This is a genomic window from Natronococcus amylolyticus DSM 10524, from assembly GCF_000337675.1.
GTDB lineage: Archaea > Halobacteriota > Halobacteria > Halobacteriales > Natrialbaceae > Natronococcus > Natronococcus amylolyticus.
In genome coordinates, this window is record NZ_AOIB01000005.1 from 16,372 (window position 1) to 30,099 (window position 13,728).

The 13,728-nt window shown below is 65.3% G+C and carries 17 protein-coding genes; 4 read left to right on the plus strand and 13 right to left on the minus strand.

Going from position 1 to position 13,728, the window contains the following annotated elements:
* Positions 1-19 precede the first annotated feature (19 nt).
* The 4 genes from lrp to C491_RS00645 all read right to left on the minus strand — a co-directional run bounded on the left by lrp (position 20) and on the right by C491_RS00645 (position 4,224).
* Positions 20-481 carry an HTH-type transcriptional regulator Lrp gene (lrp, locus tag C491_RS00630; protein ID WP_005552978.1) on the minus strand — a complete coding sequence of 154 codons (462 nt, stop codon included), beginning with the start codon at positions 479-481 and terminating at the stop codon, positions 20-22.
* A gap of 237 nt (positions 482-718) precedes the next feature.
* Entirely contained in the window at positions 719-1,627 is a 909-nt protein-coding gene (locus C491_RS00635; RefSeq protein ID WP_005552979.1) for a phosphatase PAP2 family protein, read from the minus strand.
* Positions 1,628-1,687: 60 nt separating this feature from the next.
* Positions 1,688-2,995, minus strand: a complete 1,308-nt coding sequence (locus C491_RS00640) for a YihY/virulence factor BrkB family protein (RefSeq protein ID WP_005552980.1) — start codon at positions 2,993-2,995, stop codon at positions 1,688-1,690.
* A 113-nt stretch (positions 2,996-3,108) separates the two neighbouring features.
* Positions 3,109-4,224 (minus strand): tRNA (guanine(26)-N(2))-dimethyltransferase, encoded by a 1,116-nt coding sequence (locus C491_RS00645; protein WP_005552981.1) that lies wholly within the window; start codon positions 4,222-4,224, stop codon positions 3,109-3,111.
* Positions 4,225-4,366: 142 nt separating this feature from the next.
* On the opposite strand from C491_RS00645, the gene C491_RS00650 reads away from it, so the two are divergent.
* Complete coding sequence (locus C491_RS00650; RefSeq protein WP_005552982.1) at positions 4,367-4,945, plus strand: hypothetical protein; 579 nt, start codon at positions 4,367-4,369, stop codon at positions 4,943-4,945.
* A gap of 199 nt (positions 4,946-5,144) precedes the next feature.
* Positions 5,145-5,501: a hypothetical protein gene (locus tag C491_RS00655; protein ID WP_005552983.1), complete on the plus strand. Its 357-nt coding sequence runs from the start codon at positions 5,145-5,147 to the stop codon at positions 5,499-5,501.
* Positions 5,502-5,545: 44 nt separating this feature from the next.
* Here the strand turns inward: C491_RS00655 and C491_RS00660 are convergent, their stop codons facing one another.
* From C491_RS00660 to hisH, 3 genes are all read right to left on the minus strand, one after another.
* Positions 5,546-6,745, minus strand: a complete 1,200-nt coding sequence (locus tag C491_RS00660; RefSeq protein ID WP_005552984.1) for a Cdc6/Cdc18 family protein — start codon at positions 6,743-6,745, stop codon at positions 5,546-5,548.
* A gap of 1,169 nt (positions 6,746-7,914) precedes the next feature.
* Complete coding sequence (locus C491_RS00665; RefSeq protein ID WP_005552985.1) at positions 7,915-8,736, minus strand: hypothetical protein; 822 nt, start codon at positions 8,734-8,736, stop codon at positions 7,915-7,917.
* 60 nt (positions 8,737-8,796) lie between these two features.
* Complete coding sequence (hisH, locus tag C491_RS00670; RefSeq protein ID WP_005552986.1) at positions 8,797-9,516, minus strand: imidazole glycerol phosphate synthase subunit HisH; 720 nt, start codon at positions 9,514-9,516, stop codon at positions 8,797-8,799.
* A gap of 120 nt (positions 9,517-9,636) precedes the next feature.
* Between hisH and C491_RS00675 the strand changes: the two genes are divergently transcribed.
* Positions 9,637-9,993 carry a nuclear transport factor 2 family protein gene (locus C491_RS00675; protein WP_005552987.1) on the plus strand — a complete coding sequence of 119 codons (357 nt, stop codon included), beginning with the start codon at positions 9,637-9,639 and terminating at the stop codon, positions 9,991-9,993.
* 259 nt (positions 9,994-10,252) lie between these two features.
* On the opposite strand, the gene C491_RS00680 is transcribed toward C491_RS00675, so the two are convergent.
* From C491_RS00680 to C491_RS00690, 3 genes are all read right to left on the minus strand, one after another.
* Complete coding sequence (locus tag C491_RS00680) at positions 10,253-10,849, minus strand: uracil-DNA glycosylase (protein ID WP_005552988.1); 597 nt, start codon at positions 10,847-10,849, stop codon at positions 10,253-10,255.
* 92 nt (positions 10,850-10,941) lie between these two features.
* Complete coding sequence (locus C491_RS00685) at positions 10,942-11,535, minus strand: endonuclease dU (RefSeq protein WP_005552989.1); 594 nt, start codon at positions 11,533-11,535, stop codon at positions 10,942-10,944.
* Positions 11,532-11,708: a DUF5786 family protein gene (locus tag C491_RS00690; protein WP_005552990.1), complete on the minus strand. Its 177-nt coding sequence runs from the start codon at positions 11,706-11,708 to the stop codon at positions 11,532-11,534. Before C491_RS00690 ends, C491_RS00685 begins: the two co-directional genes overlap by 4 nt.
* Positions 11,709-11,901: 193 nt before the next feature.
* Here C491_RS00690 and C491_RS00695 point away from each other — a divergent pair, with 193 nt between their 5' ends.
* Positions 11,902-12,513 carry an MBL fold metallo-hydrolase gene (locus tag C491_RS00695; protein ID WP_005552991.1) on the plus strand — a complete coding sequence of 204 codons (612 nt, stop codon included), beginning with the start codon at positions 11,902-11,904 and terminating at the stop codon, positions 12,511-12,513.
* A 184-nt stretch (positions 12,514-12,697) separates the two neighbouring features.
* Here the strand turns inward: C491_RS00695 and C491_RS00700 are convergent, their stop codons facing one another.
* The 3 genes from C491_RS00700 to C491_RS00710 all read right to left on the minus strand — a co-directional run bounded on the left by C491_RS00700 (position 12,698) and on the right by C491_RS00710 (position 13,607).
* Complete coding sequence (locus tag C491_RS00700) at positions 12,698-12,961, minus strand: DUF2249 domain-containing protein (protein WP_005552992.1); 264 nt, start codon at positions 12,959-12,961, stop codon at positions 12,698-12,700.
* An 81-nt stretch (positions 12,962-13,042) separates the two neighbouring features.
* A complete protein-coding gene (locus C491_RS00705; protein WP_005552993.1) occupies positions 13,043-13,276 on the minus strand; it encodes a DUF2249 domain-containing protein in 234 nt (77 codons plus the stop codon).
* A gap of 103 nt (positions 13,277-13,379) precedes the next feature.
* Entirely contained in the window at positions 13,380-13,607 is a 228-nt protein-coding gene (locus C491_RS00710) for a DUF2249 domain-containing protein (RefSeq protein ID WP_005552994.1), read from the minus strand.
* Between the last annotated feature and the right edge of the window lie 121 nt (positions 13,608-13,728).

The following is a 13,728-nucleotide window of genomic DNA, read 5'->3' on the forward strand; positions in this document are numbered from 1 at the left end:
ACGAGGACGGCAGGCCCTTTCAGGCGTCCTCGATCTCGAGTTCGAACTGCTCGTTCTCGGAGACGGCGTTGAGGACGACGCTCGTGTTCGACGCTTTGATGTCCGGATCGGTCAGGAGCTGCTTGATCTGGTCGTTCATCCCGTCGGTATCTTTGAACTTACCGATGGCGATGACGTCGTAGTCGCCAGTGACCTCGTAGACGCTGGTCATCTGTCGGTGTTCCCGGAGCGTGTCCGTGATGTCGGGAAGGGCGTTCCCCTCGACCTGCAGCTGGATAACGGCGGTGACGTCGTAACCGACCGCGTCGTAGTTGACTCGCGGCGTGTACCCCTCGATCACGCCTTCGTCCTCGAGATCCGAGAGATGATTCGAGACCGTCGTCACCGAGACGTCGAGCTCCTCGGCGAGGCTCCGGAGGCTCGCCCGCCCGTCGCCCAAAAGGGCGTTTACTAGCTTCGCGTCGAGATTTTCGTACGTCATCACATAATTCCTCACACCCTGCCCTTTAGAAGTTTACGAACATCCAACTTCGAGCCGTAGACGAGTGATTTGCTCGAACCAGTGAGAATTAGTAATGGGGATGCTCGGGGAGCGAGCCGAGAAAGCTAACAAGCGGGAACATCCACGCCGCTTATTTCGAACGCACTGCGCGACGTCGCTCGGAGTTCGGTCGAACGGAGAGACGAGGCCTCGTCGCGCAGAATAGGGAACGCGACGTTAGCTTGCCGGCTGCCGGAACGCGGCGACCGACGATCGCGTCGCGGCGAGTGCGGGGAGGCCAACGACGACTGCGCCACCGATCAGCCCGACGAGAAACCAGACGAGATGGCTGTCGACGACGAGCAGCGTCAGGGCGATTCCGCCGAGCAGCCCCGACCCGAGCACGGCCGGGAGTGCCCCTCGAAGCGTCCGATCCCAGGGCTCCCGCGGCGGCGTCACGTACCGCCAGGCGAGTGTGGCACCGATCGACCCGCCGAACAGGGCGGCGGCATCGGTTCGGCCGTCGGTCACCAGCGCGAGTAACGCCAGGACGACGCCGATCGCGAAGACGGCGGTCGTGGCCGCGTGACGGCCTCGAGTCCGCATCCGACGTCGGATCGCTAGCATCGCCGCGACGTATCCGAGACCGACCAGCGTCCCGACGACGACGTCGACGGGGAAGTGGACGCCGACGACGACCCGCGAGAGCGAGACGAGTCCGACCATCGCGACCGCGGTTGCGATTCGCTGGCGCCGCGTCCCGACGTCGAGTTCGAGCGCGAGCATCGTCCAGATCACGACCGCGGCCATCGCGTGGCCGCTCGGAAAGCTCGAGGTGCTGATCTCGACGGCGGGGGCGTAGACGAGCGCGACCGGCAGGGGGAGTGACTCGACCGCGACCGCAGGGTCGACGCCGGGCCGTGGCGTCTCGAAGTACCCCTTAAGCCCGATCATGACGGCGTAACACCCCAGCACGATCCCGATCCAGGAGGCGAACCGGCGAGGGTCGAGATACCAGAACGCGAGGACGACCGCTGGCGCGACGAACCAGACGCTGCCGAGATGAGAGAGAAAGGCGACGAGAAACGCCAGCCACTCAGGGAACGCATCCCTGACGGCTTCGACCCGCGTCGACTCGAACCACATCGGAAGCACCTACAGCGGACGGGAGGTTATAATCAACGGTCTGTCCGGTTCGGTCTGTTCTCAGGACCGTCGCTCGCCGATCGCGTTTCGGATGCGGCCGGGAACGCCGAGGACGGTGAGGCCGGCACCGAGCAACACCATCAGGACGTACAGCCCGAGCGTCGAGGTAAAGACGACCAGTAGCGCCAGGATCGCCCAGCCCCCGCTGAGAAAGTAAAACGCCGCGATCGACATCGCCGTTCCGTACAACAAGACGAGGTAGGGACCCCAGCCGTGGGCGTGGCCGCGTCGCACCCGACGACGGACGTACCGTTTCAGTTCAGCCTCGAGCGACTCCTTCTCGACGGTGCGTCGCTCGACCGACGTCTCGAACTCGTCGACCCGGTCGCGGAGCCGTTCGATCTCCTCGCGGAGCGCGTCGGCGTCGTCCGCCCGATCGCGAGTGCGGGCGCTCGAGTACGTCCTCGTCCGATCCGCATCGTCCGGATCCGGACGATCTCTCGTGGTCCCCTCGTCGGCACCCGTGGCGTCGTCAGTCATCGCTTCTGTCGAAAGCTGTCGAGGGCGGGGACTTTGTAGCTGCCGATCCAGTTCCCGATCCGCGAGCACCGCGTTGAGGGTCGCCCCGAAGACGAGGATGATCGCTCCGGCGTACAGCCAGACGAGAACGAGAAAGACGGCACCGAGCGCTCCGTAGACGGCGTACTGCCCGGCGAGGCCCGCGTACAGCGAGAACACGCGACTGAGGACGAACCATCCCACCGCCGCAAGGAGCGTTCCGGGAAGCGCCTCGCGAACGTCGACGTTCGCGTCGGGAAAGATCATGTACAGCGGCAGGAAGGCGGCGATCAGCCCCAGCAGGACGAACAGCGGGCCGAGGACGAGGTGTCCAGTAAAGGGGACGAATCGAACCGCCAGTTCGATACCGGTGACGATCGAGAGCCCGATCACGATCGCGGCGGCGGCGATCGTCGCGTCCCAGAACGTATCGATCAGCGACTTCGAAGCCACGGTACCGTACACCGACGAGAAGGCGCGATCGAGGCCACGGAACACGCGGCTCGAGCCCCAGAGGAGACCGAGTGCCCCGACGACGGTCGCACCCTGTTGGCCCGTCTCGTCGACGATCGTCTCTGTGAGGAGTGCCTGTGCCGACGGTGTCAGTACGTCCTCGGTCGTGTCGGTCACCTGTGCCGCGAGCGCTTCTCCGCCGACCGAGGCCGCAAGCGCCAGCGAGAGCAGTGCTAACGGCGCGAGCGAGAGAAACGCGTAGAAGGCGACCCCGGCCGCCAGAAGCGTCAGCTGCTCCTGTCTGGCCAGTCGGACGAGCCGTGTTCCGAGCTCGTGCGCGCGGCTGTAGTCGAGCACGAGGGTACGTTCGGGTCGAACTCAAATATGCGGTCGTGTGGCACTGGCCTGCAGCGCCTGCCGAAACGGGCGATTGGCGTTCGGTTCGACGGACGGATTGAGACCGGGTCGGACTACTCCAGCGAATCCGCAGTCGCCGCCCGGATCTCCCCGACCGAAGCGTCGGTCTTGAACGTCGTTCCGCCGTAGTGGGCTCTCGAGGCGTCGTAACCGGCTTCCCGGAGATCGGCGAGGAAGTCGTCCATCGCGTTCGCGGGCAGCCCCCAGTTGCGACAGAGCTTGTGCTGGTCGTAGTGGGTCGGCTCGTCGAGTTCGGCCTCGAGCGTCTCGCACAGCTCTCGAGCCTTTCCGGCGGTGCCGAACGACTCGGGAACGCGCTCGCGAACGTCGGCGACGAACGCCCGGTCGCGGATCGGACCGAGCCAGACCGGACCGGCGACGAGGATCCGGGTGCCGTCACAGTACGGGCAGCGCTCGAGCGGGTCGGCGATCAGTCCCGGACTCGCCTCGCGATACAGACAGTCCTCGCAGTGAGAGAGGTAGCCCAGCTCCTCGAGGGCGGCGTCGGCCGCGGTCGGTTTGTGCTCGAGCTCGAGGTAGGTCCGGACGTAGTGACTCGTCGCGTGGGTCAGGATCGGCTCGACGCCGACGTCGAAGCGGGCCCCGCTTCTCGCAAGCGCCGACAACAGGATCCGAACGCCCATCTCGGCGTGGTAGTCGGTGTTCTGTGGCACCGCGGAGTAGGAGCGGACGCCGCTGTTGAAGTGGGCGCCACACAGCGGTGCCGTGTCGGTCGCGGTGACACAGACCAGATCCCGGCAGTTCGCGAACGCGGCGTCGGCGAACGGCATCGGCGTCCCGTAGGGGTCGAGGTCGATCACGTCGAAGACGTCCTCGTGCATGAGGGCGTTGACGTCGCGGTTGCGAACGGTCGCCTCACAGCCGTTTCGCTCGAGGTTTCCGCGGGCGAGGGAGACGGCCTCCTCGTCGACATCACAGCACGTGACATCCCAGCCGTCCGCGGCGGCGCGCGTCCCGCGAACGCCGCTCGCGGTCATGGCGTCGAGGTACGACTCGGCGCGCGGCTCGCGCTCGCGGTAGGCCCGCAGCGTCGCGATCGTCAGATCCCGGTTCAGCTCCTGTCGCGGATTGTAGAACACCGACTCCTCGATCCCCTCGGTCTGTTCCCCGGGGACCTCGAGCTCGATTCCGCCCTCGGTGACGCGCATACCGTCTCTCGTCCGCGGAGGTCGAAAAAGCGCGTGATCTTCCGTCAGGCTCGCGGGCTCTCGCATGGGAATGGTGAATGGTATCAACACCCAATAGGTAGGAAATCTGAAAATTTATCACGCGGACCGAACGTGATAGCGTATGGAACGACAACCGCTCACCCGGCGACAGTTCACGACGACTGCCGCGGCCCTGACCGCGGTCGGACTTGCCGGCTGTTCGGACGACGACGACGAGAACGGCGACAACGGCGACGACGACACGTTCGAGACGGACGACCCCGGCGCCCTCACGCTTTTCTTCGAGACCGAGGACGGCGAGCCGGTTTCGACCGGGTTCAGCGTCCTGATCGAACACGAAGAGGAGGACTACAGCTCCACCCACGCCGAAGAGATCGAGGACGGCGAACTCTCGGACGTCAACCTCCTCCACGAGGGCGAGTACACGATCACTGTCGAAAGCGAGGACGGCGAGTTCGACGACGTCGAGGAGACCGTTACACTCGAGAAAGAGGAAGACGAAGAGGAGACGATCGTCCTCGAGGGCGCGACGCCCGACTCCGAGGTCGAAGACGAGGAAGAGGCCGGCGAGGAAGACGGTGAAGACGAAGCGGATGACGAAGAGGAGGAGACCGACGACGAGAACGGTGAAGCAGATGACGAGGACGATGAAGACGAGGCGGGCGACGAGACCGACGACGAGGACGGCGAAGACGAGTAGCACGTCCGCCTCGCGCGCCGAAGCCCTTTCTCGGTTTCTTTCGGACGCTGAGCGACGCTTTCGTCGACGAGATCCGCGTTCTCTCCATCGACGGGATCCGCATTCTCTCGTCGGCCGAGCGACCGACACCGATCNATCCCCCGGTCGGTCCCGGGCGAACAACCAAACCGATTTGACGGTCCGTTCCCGAATTCCGGACGTGTCGGAAGCGAACCCCGTCGAGCGCTGGCAGGCCCGACTCGAGGAGACCGGCGAGCTCACGCCGGAGATCGTCGACCGGGTCTCAACGATCCACGGCGACCGCGGGGTTCGCGCCATCGAGGCGGTCGGCGAACACCGCGTGAAGTCCTACCGCGACTTTACGATCGTCGTCGGTTACGACGACGAGTACATCGTCGAGGACGGCGGCTGTACCTGCAAGGACAGCGAGTACAACCTGGACGACGACGATCCCACGGAGCTGTGCTGGCACGCCCTCGCGGTGGCGATCGCCCGTCGCGTCGGCCATGTCGACTACCACGATATGTGGTACTCCGACGTCCGTGAACTGCTCTGAAAACCGCACGTGCGAGGTGGAACCGCTCGTCGGAGTCAGAACTGTTAGTCGGACTCGTTACAGGCCGCAATGATGACCTCCGGATCGTCGATCAGCCGGTTTTCCATGTAGTTTCCCTTCCCCTTCCCCGCCCACTTGCGCTCCTGTTCGATGATCGAGAGGAACTCGAGCTCCGAGAGGATATCCCGCACCCGCCGGAGCTTCAGGTGATCCGATCGGTCCCGGTCACAGAGGCGCTTGTAGAGGTCGTAGGCCTCGTTGGTCGTCACCGGTGCGTCCTCGCCTTCTTTCTGCTGGGTAAGCAGTGCCATCGCCTCGAGGACGAGCTTCGCGTGGCTCGGGCTCTTCGAGATGAGTTCGGCCAGCCGGCTGGTCTCCTCGCGCTCGTGAGCGTGGTCGACGCAGGCCTCGGTGACCGCCTCGAGGTCGTCCTCTTCGGCGATCTCGCCAGCAAAGCGGAGGATGTCGATCGCCTTGCGCGCGTCGCCGTGTTCGCGTGCGGCGAGGGCGGCGACGCGGGGGACGACGCCGTCCTCGAGGACGCCGTCGTGGAAGGCATCCGAGCGGGAGCGCAGGATCTCGCGGATCTGTGAGGCGTCGTACGGCGAGAAGACGTACTCGCGTTCACAGAGGCTCGACTTGATCCGCTCGTCCAGCGAGTCCTTGTACCGGACCTTGTTCGAGATGCCGATGACGCCGACCGTGCTGTCGGTGAGTTTGCCGGATTCGACCGCCCGGGAGAGCTGCATCAGGATGTCGTCGTCCTCGATCTTGTCGACTTCGTCCAGAATGATCAGCGCGACGTCGTACTCGGTGTCGACGATTCGCCAGAGCCGACGGTAGTACTCGGCGGTGCTCAGTCCCGAGTGGGGGATCGAGATCCCCGTCTCGGGCTGGTCGTTGAGCTGGTGAGCCGTCGACTGGACGGCCTGGGTTTCCGTCGACTCCTGGAGGCAGTCGACGTAGGCGACGCCGATCGAGATGTCGTTACCCTCGGCGCGGTCGATCGCCTGATTCGTGATGAACTTCGAACACAGCGACTTGCCGGTCCCGGTCTTCCCGTAGACGAGGACGTTGTTCGGCGTGTTTCCCCGCGTGGCCGGTTTGATCGCGTTCGCGAGGTTCGTCAACTCGTCCTCGCGACCGATGATACGGTCGCCGTCGGGGAGGTGTGACACCTGCAGCAGCTCCTTGTTCCGGAAAATCTCGGTTTCGCTGCCGAAGTAGTCCATCGAATCCGACATTCAGCTACTCCGACTATCGGGAGGGGGTGCTTGTAAACGTTCGGAACCGGATTGCCGCTGTAATTCCCTCGGTTTCGTTGTGTCGCGTTCTGAGAAACGGGAACGACACCCCTCGATGCCGCTGTATAGGCCGTCCGGGGACTCCGGAGTGCCGCTGTATGAGTGTGTCTCTCGCGGTAAGTTGGTCGGGGGGTGCTCGAGGAAACACCCCACGGTGCCGCTGTATGAACGGGCCTCTCGTAGCGAGGCGCTGTGCAAGATGGGGTCGAGACCACCCCTCGATGCCGCTGTATTGGCGAGCGGATGGGCGAGCCTGCAGCCTCTCCGACGGGGCTCGAGGAGCGGGCACACACCGGAGTTCTTCTGTATGTGGACAAATTTCTCGGTAGACGGTCGTACTCGCTCGCTTCTCACCCCTCGGTGCCGCTGTATAGATACACACACACCCCGCAGTGCCGCTGTAACAGGACGGAGGTGGGGGAGTCGAAACGGAGGGTACTCGAGAACCGGCGTTCGCGGCGACGCGATAGCGGACGCCGACTTCGACTGCTGCACGATATCGTCGAGGGATACCGGGAAGCTTCCGAAACGGATCGCAGGTGCCTCGAAACGGCCGTCGATAGCCACACAACGAAAGACCCGTCCGACCGCGAGGAACTTCACGGAGACTCCCAGCCCAGACTCGAGTGACAAGCACCGCGGGCTCGAGTGACAAGTCGGAGGTCGCGACCGAAACGGAACCCGGCCCGAGTCCGAACCCCGGATTCGACTCGAGTCCTCTCCTCGTTCGATACGATCGACCGAAGTAACGTTCGATACTGCTAATGGACTTTGACTCAGTGATGGTATTTAGGTATGGTGATATCCGTAGCGAAGAGCCCTGCCGGGCGGATCGACGCCCTTGGTCGGGAAGTGATAATCCAAATCGCGGGTCGTGAAGTCTCACGACCGCTCGAGAGGTGGTTTCCCCTCCACGCAGCGACCGTCCGGTCTTCCACCCCGTCTCCTCTCCGTGAGCTATACAGCGGCAACGCGGGGTGTGTCTCTTCCACTTTCACGTCCGCAGTTGGCTCGCCCACCTGAGTCCACAGGCGGTTCATCGATCTCCGAACGCCCCCGAGCGACGACCTTCCTCACGAGTTCCCAGCGGTTTCGCTCACGGCCCCGGTTCAGGCAGGCGTTGCCTTCTCCTCGCGCAGTCGTTCGATCGCCTCCCGAACCGTCGCAGCGTCGTCCGGGTACGTGCCGTAGACGATCTCGTCCGCGTGGCGTTCGACCCGCCGCGTGACCCCCGCGAGTCGCTCGGGGTCGATCTCCGCTCCCGACAGCTGGATCGAAAGCGAGACCTCGAGTCCCTCGAGGCGACGCGCGAACCCGCGAGCCAGCGACTCGACCCAGTAGCTCGTCCCGTAACCGGGGTCACAGAGCGGGACGAGGAAGCCGTCGACGTGGGTCGCGAGCGCCTCCGGCTCGATCCCTGCACGCGCCCGGAGGTTCCCCGGGTAGGGATCGGGGTACAGCGTCGCGGTCAGATCGCCGTCGACCCGGCTCGCGACCTCCGCGACGAAGGCCGTAAGGACATCGGCTCGCCACGCGTCGCGCTCGTCGAACCCACTTCGTCCGAACCGTCGGTCGCAGCGCTCGCACCGACAGAACCCCGGTCCAGGAAAGCCAAGCGTCGTCAGCCGAACGTCGCCCTCGATTCCTCCCAGCCGCTCGAGCAGCCCCTCGCGGTAGTCCGGATCGGTCGGACAGACGGTGCCCCAGTGGTGGCCCTCGACGTCGGGCGCGGCCCGCGTTCCGTCGGCGTCGACGGCCGCCCGCTCAGGTTCGTCGCGGACCGTCGCTGTGTCACCCCAGCAGGCGACGGAGCTGACCGCTCCCTCGAGTGGCTCCTGCCGACGTCCGTCGACGTACTCCGTGAAGTAGTAGCTTCGGTCGCCGACCCCGGCTCGAGCGAGGTCGCGGTCGTCCGTGAGGATGGCGTACATGGCTCTCAGTGCCGTGCGAACGATCTTAAAACGTTACTCGAGATCGCGAGTCCTGGACCGCTACTCCTCGCTACAGATCTCGACGAAGTTCCGAAGGATTCTCAGGCCCGTCTCGCCGCTCTTCTCGGGGTGGAACTGGGTACCGAAGACGTTGCCGGCTTCGTTCGCGACGATTGCGGGAAAGTCGATTTCGTAGTCGGTCGACGCCACCGTGGCGTCCTCGTTGTCGGGAACCGCGTAGTAGGAGTGGACGAAGTAGGCGTACCGGCCGTCGACGGATCCGCCAGCGGCGGATCCGTCCTCTCGTTGGCTTTCCGACTCGACGCCGTCGACTCCTCTCACGAGGGGGTGGTCGCGCTCGACCGACAGCTGGTTCCAGCCCATGTGGGGGACCTTCTGGCCCTCGGCGAAGCGGACGTTCGTTCCGGGAATCAGGTCGAGTCCCTGCACCGCGGACTCGCCCTCGTTCGCTCCCTCCTCGCTGGTCGTCAGCAGCATCTGCATGCCGAGACAGATCCCGAACAGCGGCGTGCCGGAGTCGGCGACCTCGAGTAAGTCCTCCCGGAGCGGGTCGGCGTTTTCGACGCCCTCGCGGAACGCGCCCACGCCGGGCAGGACGACCCCGTCGGCGTCGGCGAACGCCTCGGGATCGTCGGTGATCTCGACGTCGGCGCCCGCGCGCTCGAGCCCGCGGGTGACGCTGCGGAGGTTGCCGAGGCCGTAGTCGACGACCACGACGTCGGCGAGCGACTGCTGCTGGTCGGACGTGACGGTGCTCATGCCCCGATCTGGGTGGGGCGGAAAGAAGTGTATTGCCATTGCCGCAGCATCCCGCAAGGAATCGAGGACGTTCGGGACCACCGAACGCAGGAACTACGTGCTGGGACCCGTAGCTCCGGTATGGCCGACCGCGAACCAGAAACGGTGGTCCGGGAGTACTACGACACCGTCGACGACGAACGCTACGACGACCTCGTCGCGCTGTTCGCCGAGGACGTCCGCTACGAGCGTCCGGGACAGGGTGCGATCGAGGGCCGAGCGGAACTCCGGGAGTTCTACCTCGAGGAGCGGCCGCTCGAGGAGGGCAGCCACGAGGTCGACGACCTGGTCGTCCAGGGCGACACGGTCGCCGTACGAGGGACGTTTACGGGTCGCCAGGGCGGCGAGGACGTCGCCTTCGCCTTCGCGGACTTCCACGAGTTCGAGGACGGGGAGATCGCACGGCGCTACTCGTTTACCGATCGCGACGAGGTTTAGGGAGCAGAAGCGAACGTGGTGTCGGAAAACCGACACTGGACGTGTTACCGAAACTGAATTGAGCGTTCTGCCCAGGCTGACAACGGGAAATTTCCACACCCTCCCCATCCGATTCGTTCGGTCACAGCGCTCCCTCCCTCATCCCTCGCACAGCTTCGGCCGATAGCTCGCCGTTCGCTCGCTATCGTCCGGCGCGCGCCACCGCAGCGTGGCCCGATCAATAGACGATCACTGTCGACGACCGAAGTGGTACGAGCTCTCAGAAGCCGTCGAGACGCGTCTGACCGCCCTCCGACCCGTCGACGTCCGCGAGTTCCGCGGCGCGTTCGATCGCGTCCGCGAACGTCTCCTCCTGGCTGCGGTCGTACAGCGTCGCCGCGGGGTGGACGCAGATCAGCAGTCGGCGCGGCGTTCCCTCAATGCGGACCTCCTCGACGGAGCCGGCCTCCTTCGTCACCGACACCGATCGGCCCAGCAGGTGTTCGGTCGGCACCTTCCCGAGCGTGACGATCACGTCCGGCTCGAGCCGATCGATCTCCGTCTCGAGGTAGCCTCGACAGTTCTCGAGTTCCTCTTTCGTTGGGTCGCGGTTCTCCGGGGGGCGACAGCGCACGCAGTTGGTGATCCGGACGGTGTCGCGGTCCAGCCCGACCGTTCGCAGCTTATCGTCGAGCACGGAGCCGCTTCGCCCGACGAACGGCTCGCCCTGTTCATCCTCATTTGCACCGGGTCCTTCGCCGACGAACAGCACGTCGGCGTCCTCGGGACCGGTGCCGTTGACGATCCGACTTCGCGACTCGACGAGTTTCGGACACCGGGTACACTCGGTGACACAGAGATCCTCCATCGTTCCCATAGCCGTCCCTCAGACGGCTTCCTACTACGCCTTTCGGGTCGCAGCTGCCGGTCGACGAATCGAGGATCAACGGCCGTCGGCTGACGGCGCCCTCACCCGCTGTGGACGAGCGAGTCCGCGTACGCGTCGGCCGCTCGAGCGGCCTGTCTGGCGACCCGGATCGGCTCCGGGCGCCCGCCCTCGGGGGTGAAGTTGCGAACGACGTCGGCCCCCTCGCTCGACTCGAGGCCGACGCTGCGGACGTACACCGTCTCGTCGTTCACCGAGACGGCGCGTCGCTCGGGAAGCCGGCGATACCGCTCGAGACGCTCCTCGAGCGCCGCTCCGGAGAAGGCGTCCTCGAGACCGGCCTCGAGTCCCTCACTCTCCTCGAAGGTCACCGCGAGAACCGGTCGCTGGGCGTGTTCGTACACTGCCGAAAGATCGAGAACGTTGTACCAGGCGGGTGCGACGGCGCCGATCAGTACGTACCGAACGTCGGGGCGACCGAGGTCGTCGACGAGCCGGCAGATAGCCTCGGTCGCGTCGGTGTCACCCACGGTACACCTGCGGTAGCCGACGCCGTCCAGAACGCGGTCGGCGCGGACGACGGTACCGGCGACCGTGCTCCGACCCCGTTCGCTCGGGGCGTTCGATTCGACGCGGAACGACTCGGCGACGCCGAGCGCCCGCGTCCCAGCCTTCATTCGGGGTCGTCCTTGATCTCCTCGAGACGGTCGAGCAGCTCGTCGCTCGAGGCGCCGTTCTCGAACTCGATCGAGCCGTGGTGATGGTTCTGTTCCGACTGGACAGCGTCGTTATCATCAAAATCGGTGTCGACCTCCTGTTGTTCGGACTCGTCGTAGCTCCCGAATCCCATACAGTGTCACATTCGAGAGCGGAACTGAAAAGTCTCGGGGTGACCCACCTTCAATCCCCTTAAACAGCACATATTCGGGCCAACGTCGTTCCCTCGGGGCGTTCCGACGACGCCACAGTTGCGCCCGCTCCGAGGAGAGGACGTTCACGGATCCGGCAGTACCGTTTTGCCGTCGGCTCACGACCGACTCCGTATGGAGGTCTACCACGTCACCGAGGACGCCGAGACGTTCACCTGCAACGCCTATCTGGTCGTCGGCGACCGAACCACGCTGGTCGACGCCGGGTCGTGGGACGGCATCGTCGAGGAGATCCGCGAGCACACCGACGACCTCGATGCCGTCGTGATGACCCACCAGCACGGCGACCACGTCGAACAGCTCGAGGCCGTCTGCGAGGCGTTCGACCCCGAGGTGTACGCCTACGACCACCACCCGGAACGAGACCACGCGATCGAGGACGGGGACACCGTTCGGATTGGCGACGAGGAGTTCGACGTCGTCTACACGCCCGGCCACTCGGACGACCACGTCTCGTTCGTCTCCGAGACGACGCTGTTCTCCGGCGACGTGGTCGTCCACGACGACGGCGCCTTCGACTACGGCAGCTTCGGCCGCACCGACATGGCCGGCCAGTCCCGCGAGCGACTCATCGAGAGCATCGAGGACCTCCTCGAGCGCATGCCCGACAGGGTCGAGCACATGTACGCGGGCCACGGCGACGTCTTCCACGGGGACGTCCGCGACGTCGTCGAGACAGCCCTCGAGCGGGCGGAGACGCGGGAGCCGAAGTACCCCGACGAGTAGCACCCGCGAGCGACTGACGGGAGCGAGCGGCTTTTTGGTCCAGATTTTCCGCGAGGGGTTCGCGACCGCGAGGAGCGAATCCGAGCGGAAAAAGGTGGGTCCGAGACGGCGCTCTCGCGGGCGGAGACGCGGGAGCCGAAGTACCCCGACGAGTAGCACCCGCGAGCGACGAACGACCGAACTCTCAGGGCTTCCAGACGACGGTTACTACGTCTTCTTCTCGCTCGAGCGTCTCATGTGTGTAGCCGCGCTCCTCGAGCTTCGGGAAGAGAAACTGCGGGACGCGGTCGTTGCGCTGGACGAGCACCGTCTCGTCGGGAAGCGCGGCGAGTCGCTCGAGGGTCCGCTGGAGGGGCTCCGGCGGTCCGAGCGACCGAACGTCGAGGTGGTCGGTCGGCCGATCGGTCGGGGCACAGGTTTGGTCGAGGACATCGACGTGTGACTCCATGTTCGAACGATCGTGCCGACGGTACCAGACGTTCGTGCCGAACGCGTTCGGACAGGTGATGGGCGCCGGCCGTCGCCCCCGTCAATCGCTTCGTTTCGGGAACGTCGCCTCGAACTCGTTCGGGGCGACCCGCTCGACGGCGTACCCGTCCGCGTCGAACGAGTCGACCTCCGCCTGGAACTCGTAGAACAGCGGCTTCGGTTCGTGGTCGTTGACGATCGTGAGCGATTCGCCGACCTCGAGGTCCTCGAAGGCCTCGTGGATCATCGGGTGGCGCTCCGGCGGTGGAACCTCCCTGACGTCGAGTCGTGTCATACGGGTAGAGCTCCGGGCTCCGGTCGTATTGGTATTCGTCCGAACCCGTTCGGGCGTCCTCGAGCGCGGCGTTCGAAGCGACGGACTCGACCGACTCGCTCGCTCAGGGACGCTCGATCAGCACGTGCCATTCGTTCTCGCCGGACCGTTCGGTCTCGAACGACAGCCCGCGTCCCTCGAGCACCTCGTACAGCGGCACCGGTTCGAACCCCGCGATCAGCCGCAGTCGTTCGTCGGCCTCGAGCGCGTCCAGTGCGGCGGTGATTCGCGCGAACGGCGGGCCGTCGATCTCGCGAACGTCGAGGGTCGTCTCGGTCGTGGTCGTTCCCATACGCGACCGATAGCACGTGCCCCAAGGATGACGTTCGTGCGAACAGGTTCGACTGCGCCTCCAGGCGGTCTCCCTCCCGCCTTGAGTCGGCCACCCGCCCCGAACCGATCGTGCTCCCGCT

Excerpts from the sequence above, each read along its gene's own strand:
- C491_RS00650 (WP_005552982.1), top strand. The coding sequence starts at position 4,367 with ATGGAACGACAACCGCTCACCCGGCGACAGTTCACGACGACTGCCGCG.
- C491_RS00700 (WP_005552992.1), bottom strand. The coding sequence starts at position 12,961 with ATGGAGTCACACGTCGATGTCCTCGACCAAACCTGTGCCCCGACCGAT.
- C491_RS00680 (WP_005552988.1), bottom strand. The coding sequence starts at position 10,849 with ATGGGAACGATGGAGGATCTCTGTGTCACCGAGTGTACCCGGTGTCCG.
- C491_RS00695 (WP_005552991.1), top strand. The coding sequence starts at position 11,902 with ATGGAGGTCTACCACGTCACCGAGGACGCCGAGACGTTCACCTGCAAC.
- C491_RS00705 (WP_005552993.1), bottom strand. The coding sequence starts at position 13,276 with ATGACACGACTCGACGTCAGGGAGGTTCCACCGCCGGAGCGCCACCCG.
- hisH (WP_005552986.1), bottom strand. The coding sequence starts at position 9,516 with ATGAGCACCGTCACGTCCGACCAGCAGCAGTCGCTCGCCGACGTCGTG.
- C491_RS00665 (WP_005552985.1), bottom strand. The coding sequence starts at position 8,736 with ATGTACGCCATCCTCACGGACGACCGCGACCTCGCTCGAGCCGGGGTC.
- C491_RS00645 (WP_005552981.1), bottom strand. The coding sequence starts at position 4,224 with ATGCGCGTCACCGAGGGCGGAATCGAGCTCGAGGTCCCCGGGGAACAG.
- C491_RS00675 (WP_005552987.1), top strand. The coding sequence starts at position 9,637 with ATGGCCGACCGCGAACCAGAAACGGTGGTCCGGGAGTACTACGACACC.
- C491_RS00660 (WP_005552984.1), bottom strand. The coding sequence starts at position 6,745 with ATGTCGGATTCGATGGACTACTTCGGCAGCGAAACCGAGATTTTCCGG.
- C491_RS00690 (WP_005552990.1), bottom strand. The coding sequence starts at position 11,708 with ATGGGATTCGGGAGCTACGACGAGTCCGAACAACAGGAGGTCGACACC.
- lrp (WP_005552978.1), bottom strand. The coding sequence starts at position 481 with ATGACGTACGAAAATCTCGACGCGAAGCTAGTAAACGCCCTTTTGGGC.
- C491_RS00710 (WP_005552994.1), bottom strand. The coding sequence starts at position 13,607 with ATGGGAACGACCACGACCGAGACGACCCTCGACGTTCGCGAGATCGAC.
- C491_RS00635 (WP_005552979.1), bottom strand. The coding sequence starts at position 1,627 with ATGTGGTTCGAGTCGACGCGGGTCGAAGCCGTCAGGGATGCGTTCCCT.
- C491_RS00685 (WP_005552989.1), bottom strand. The coding sequence starts at position 11,535 with ATGAAGGCTGGGACGCGGGCGCTCGGCGTCGCCGAGTCGTTCCGCGTC.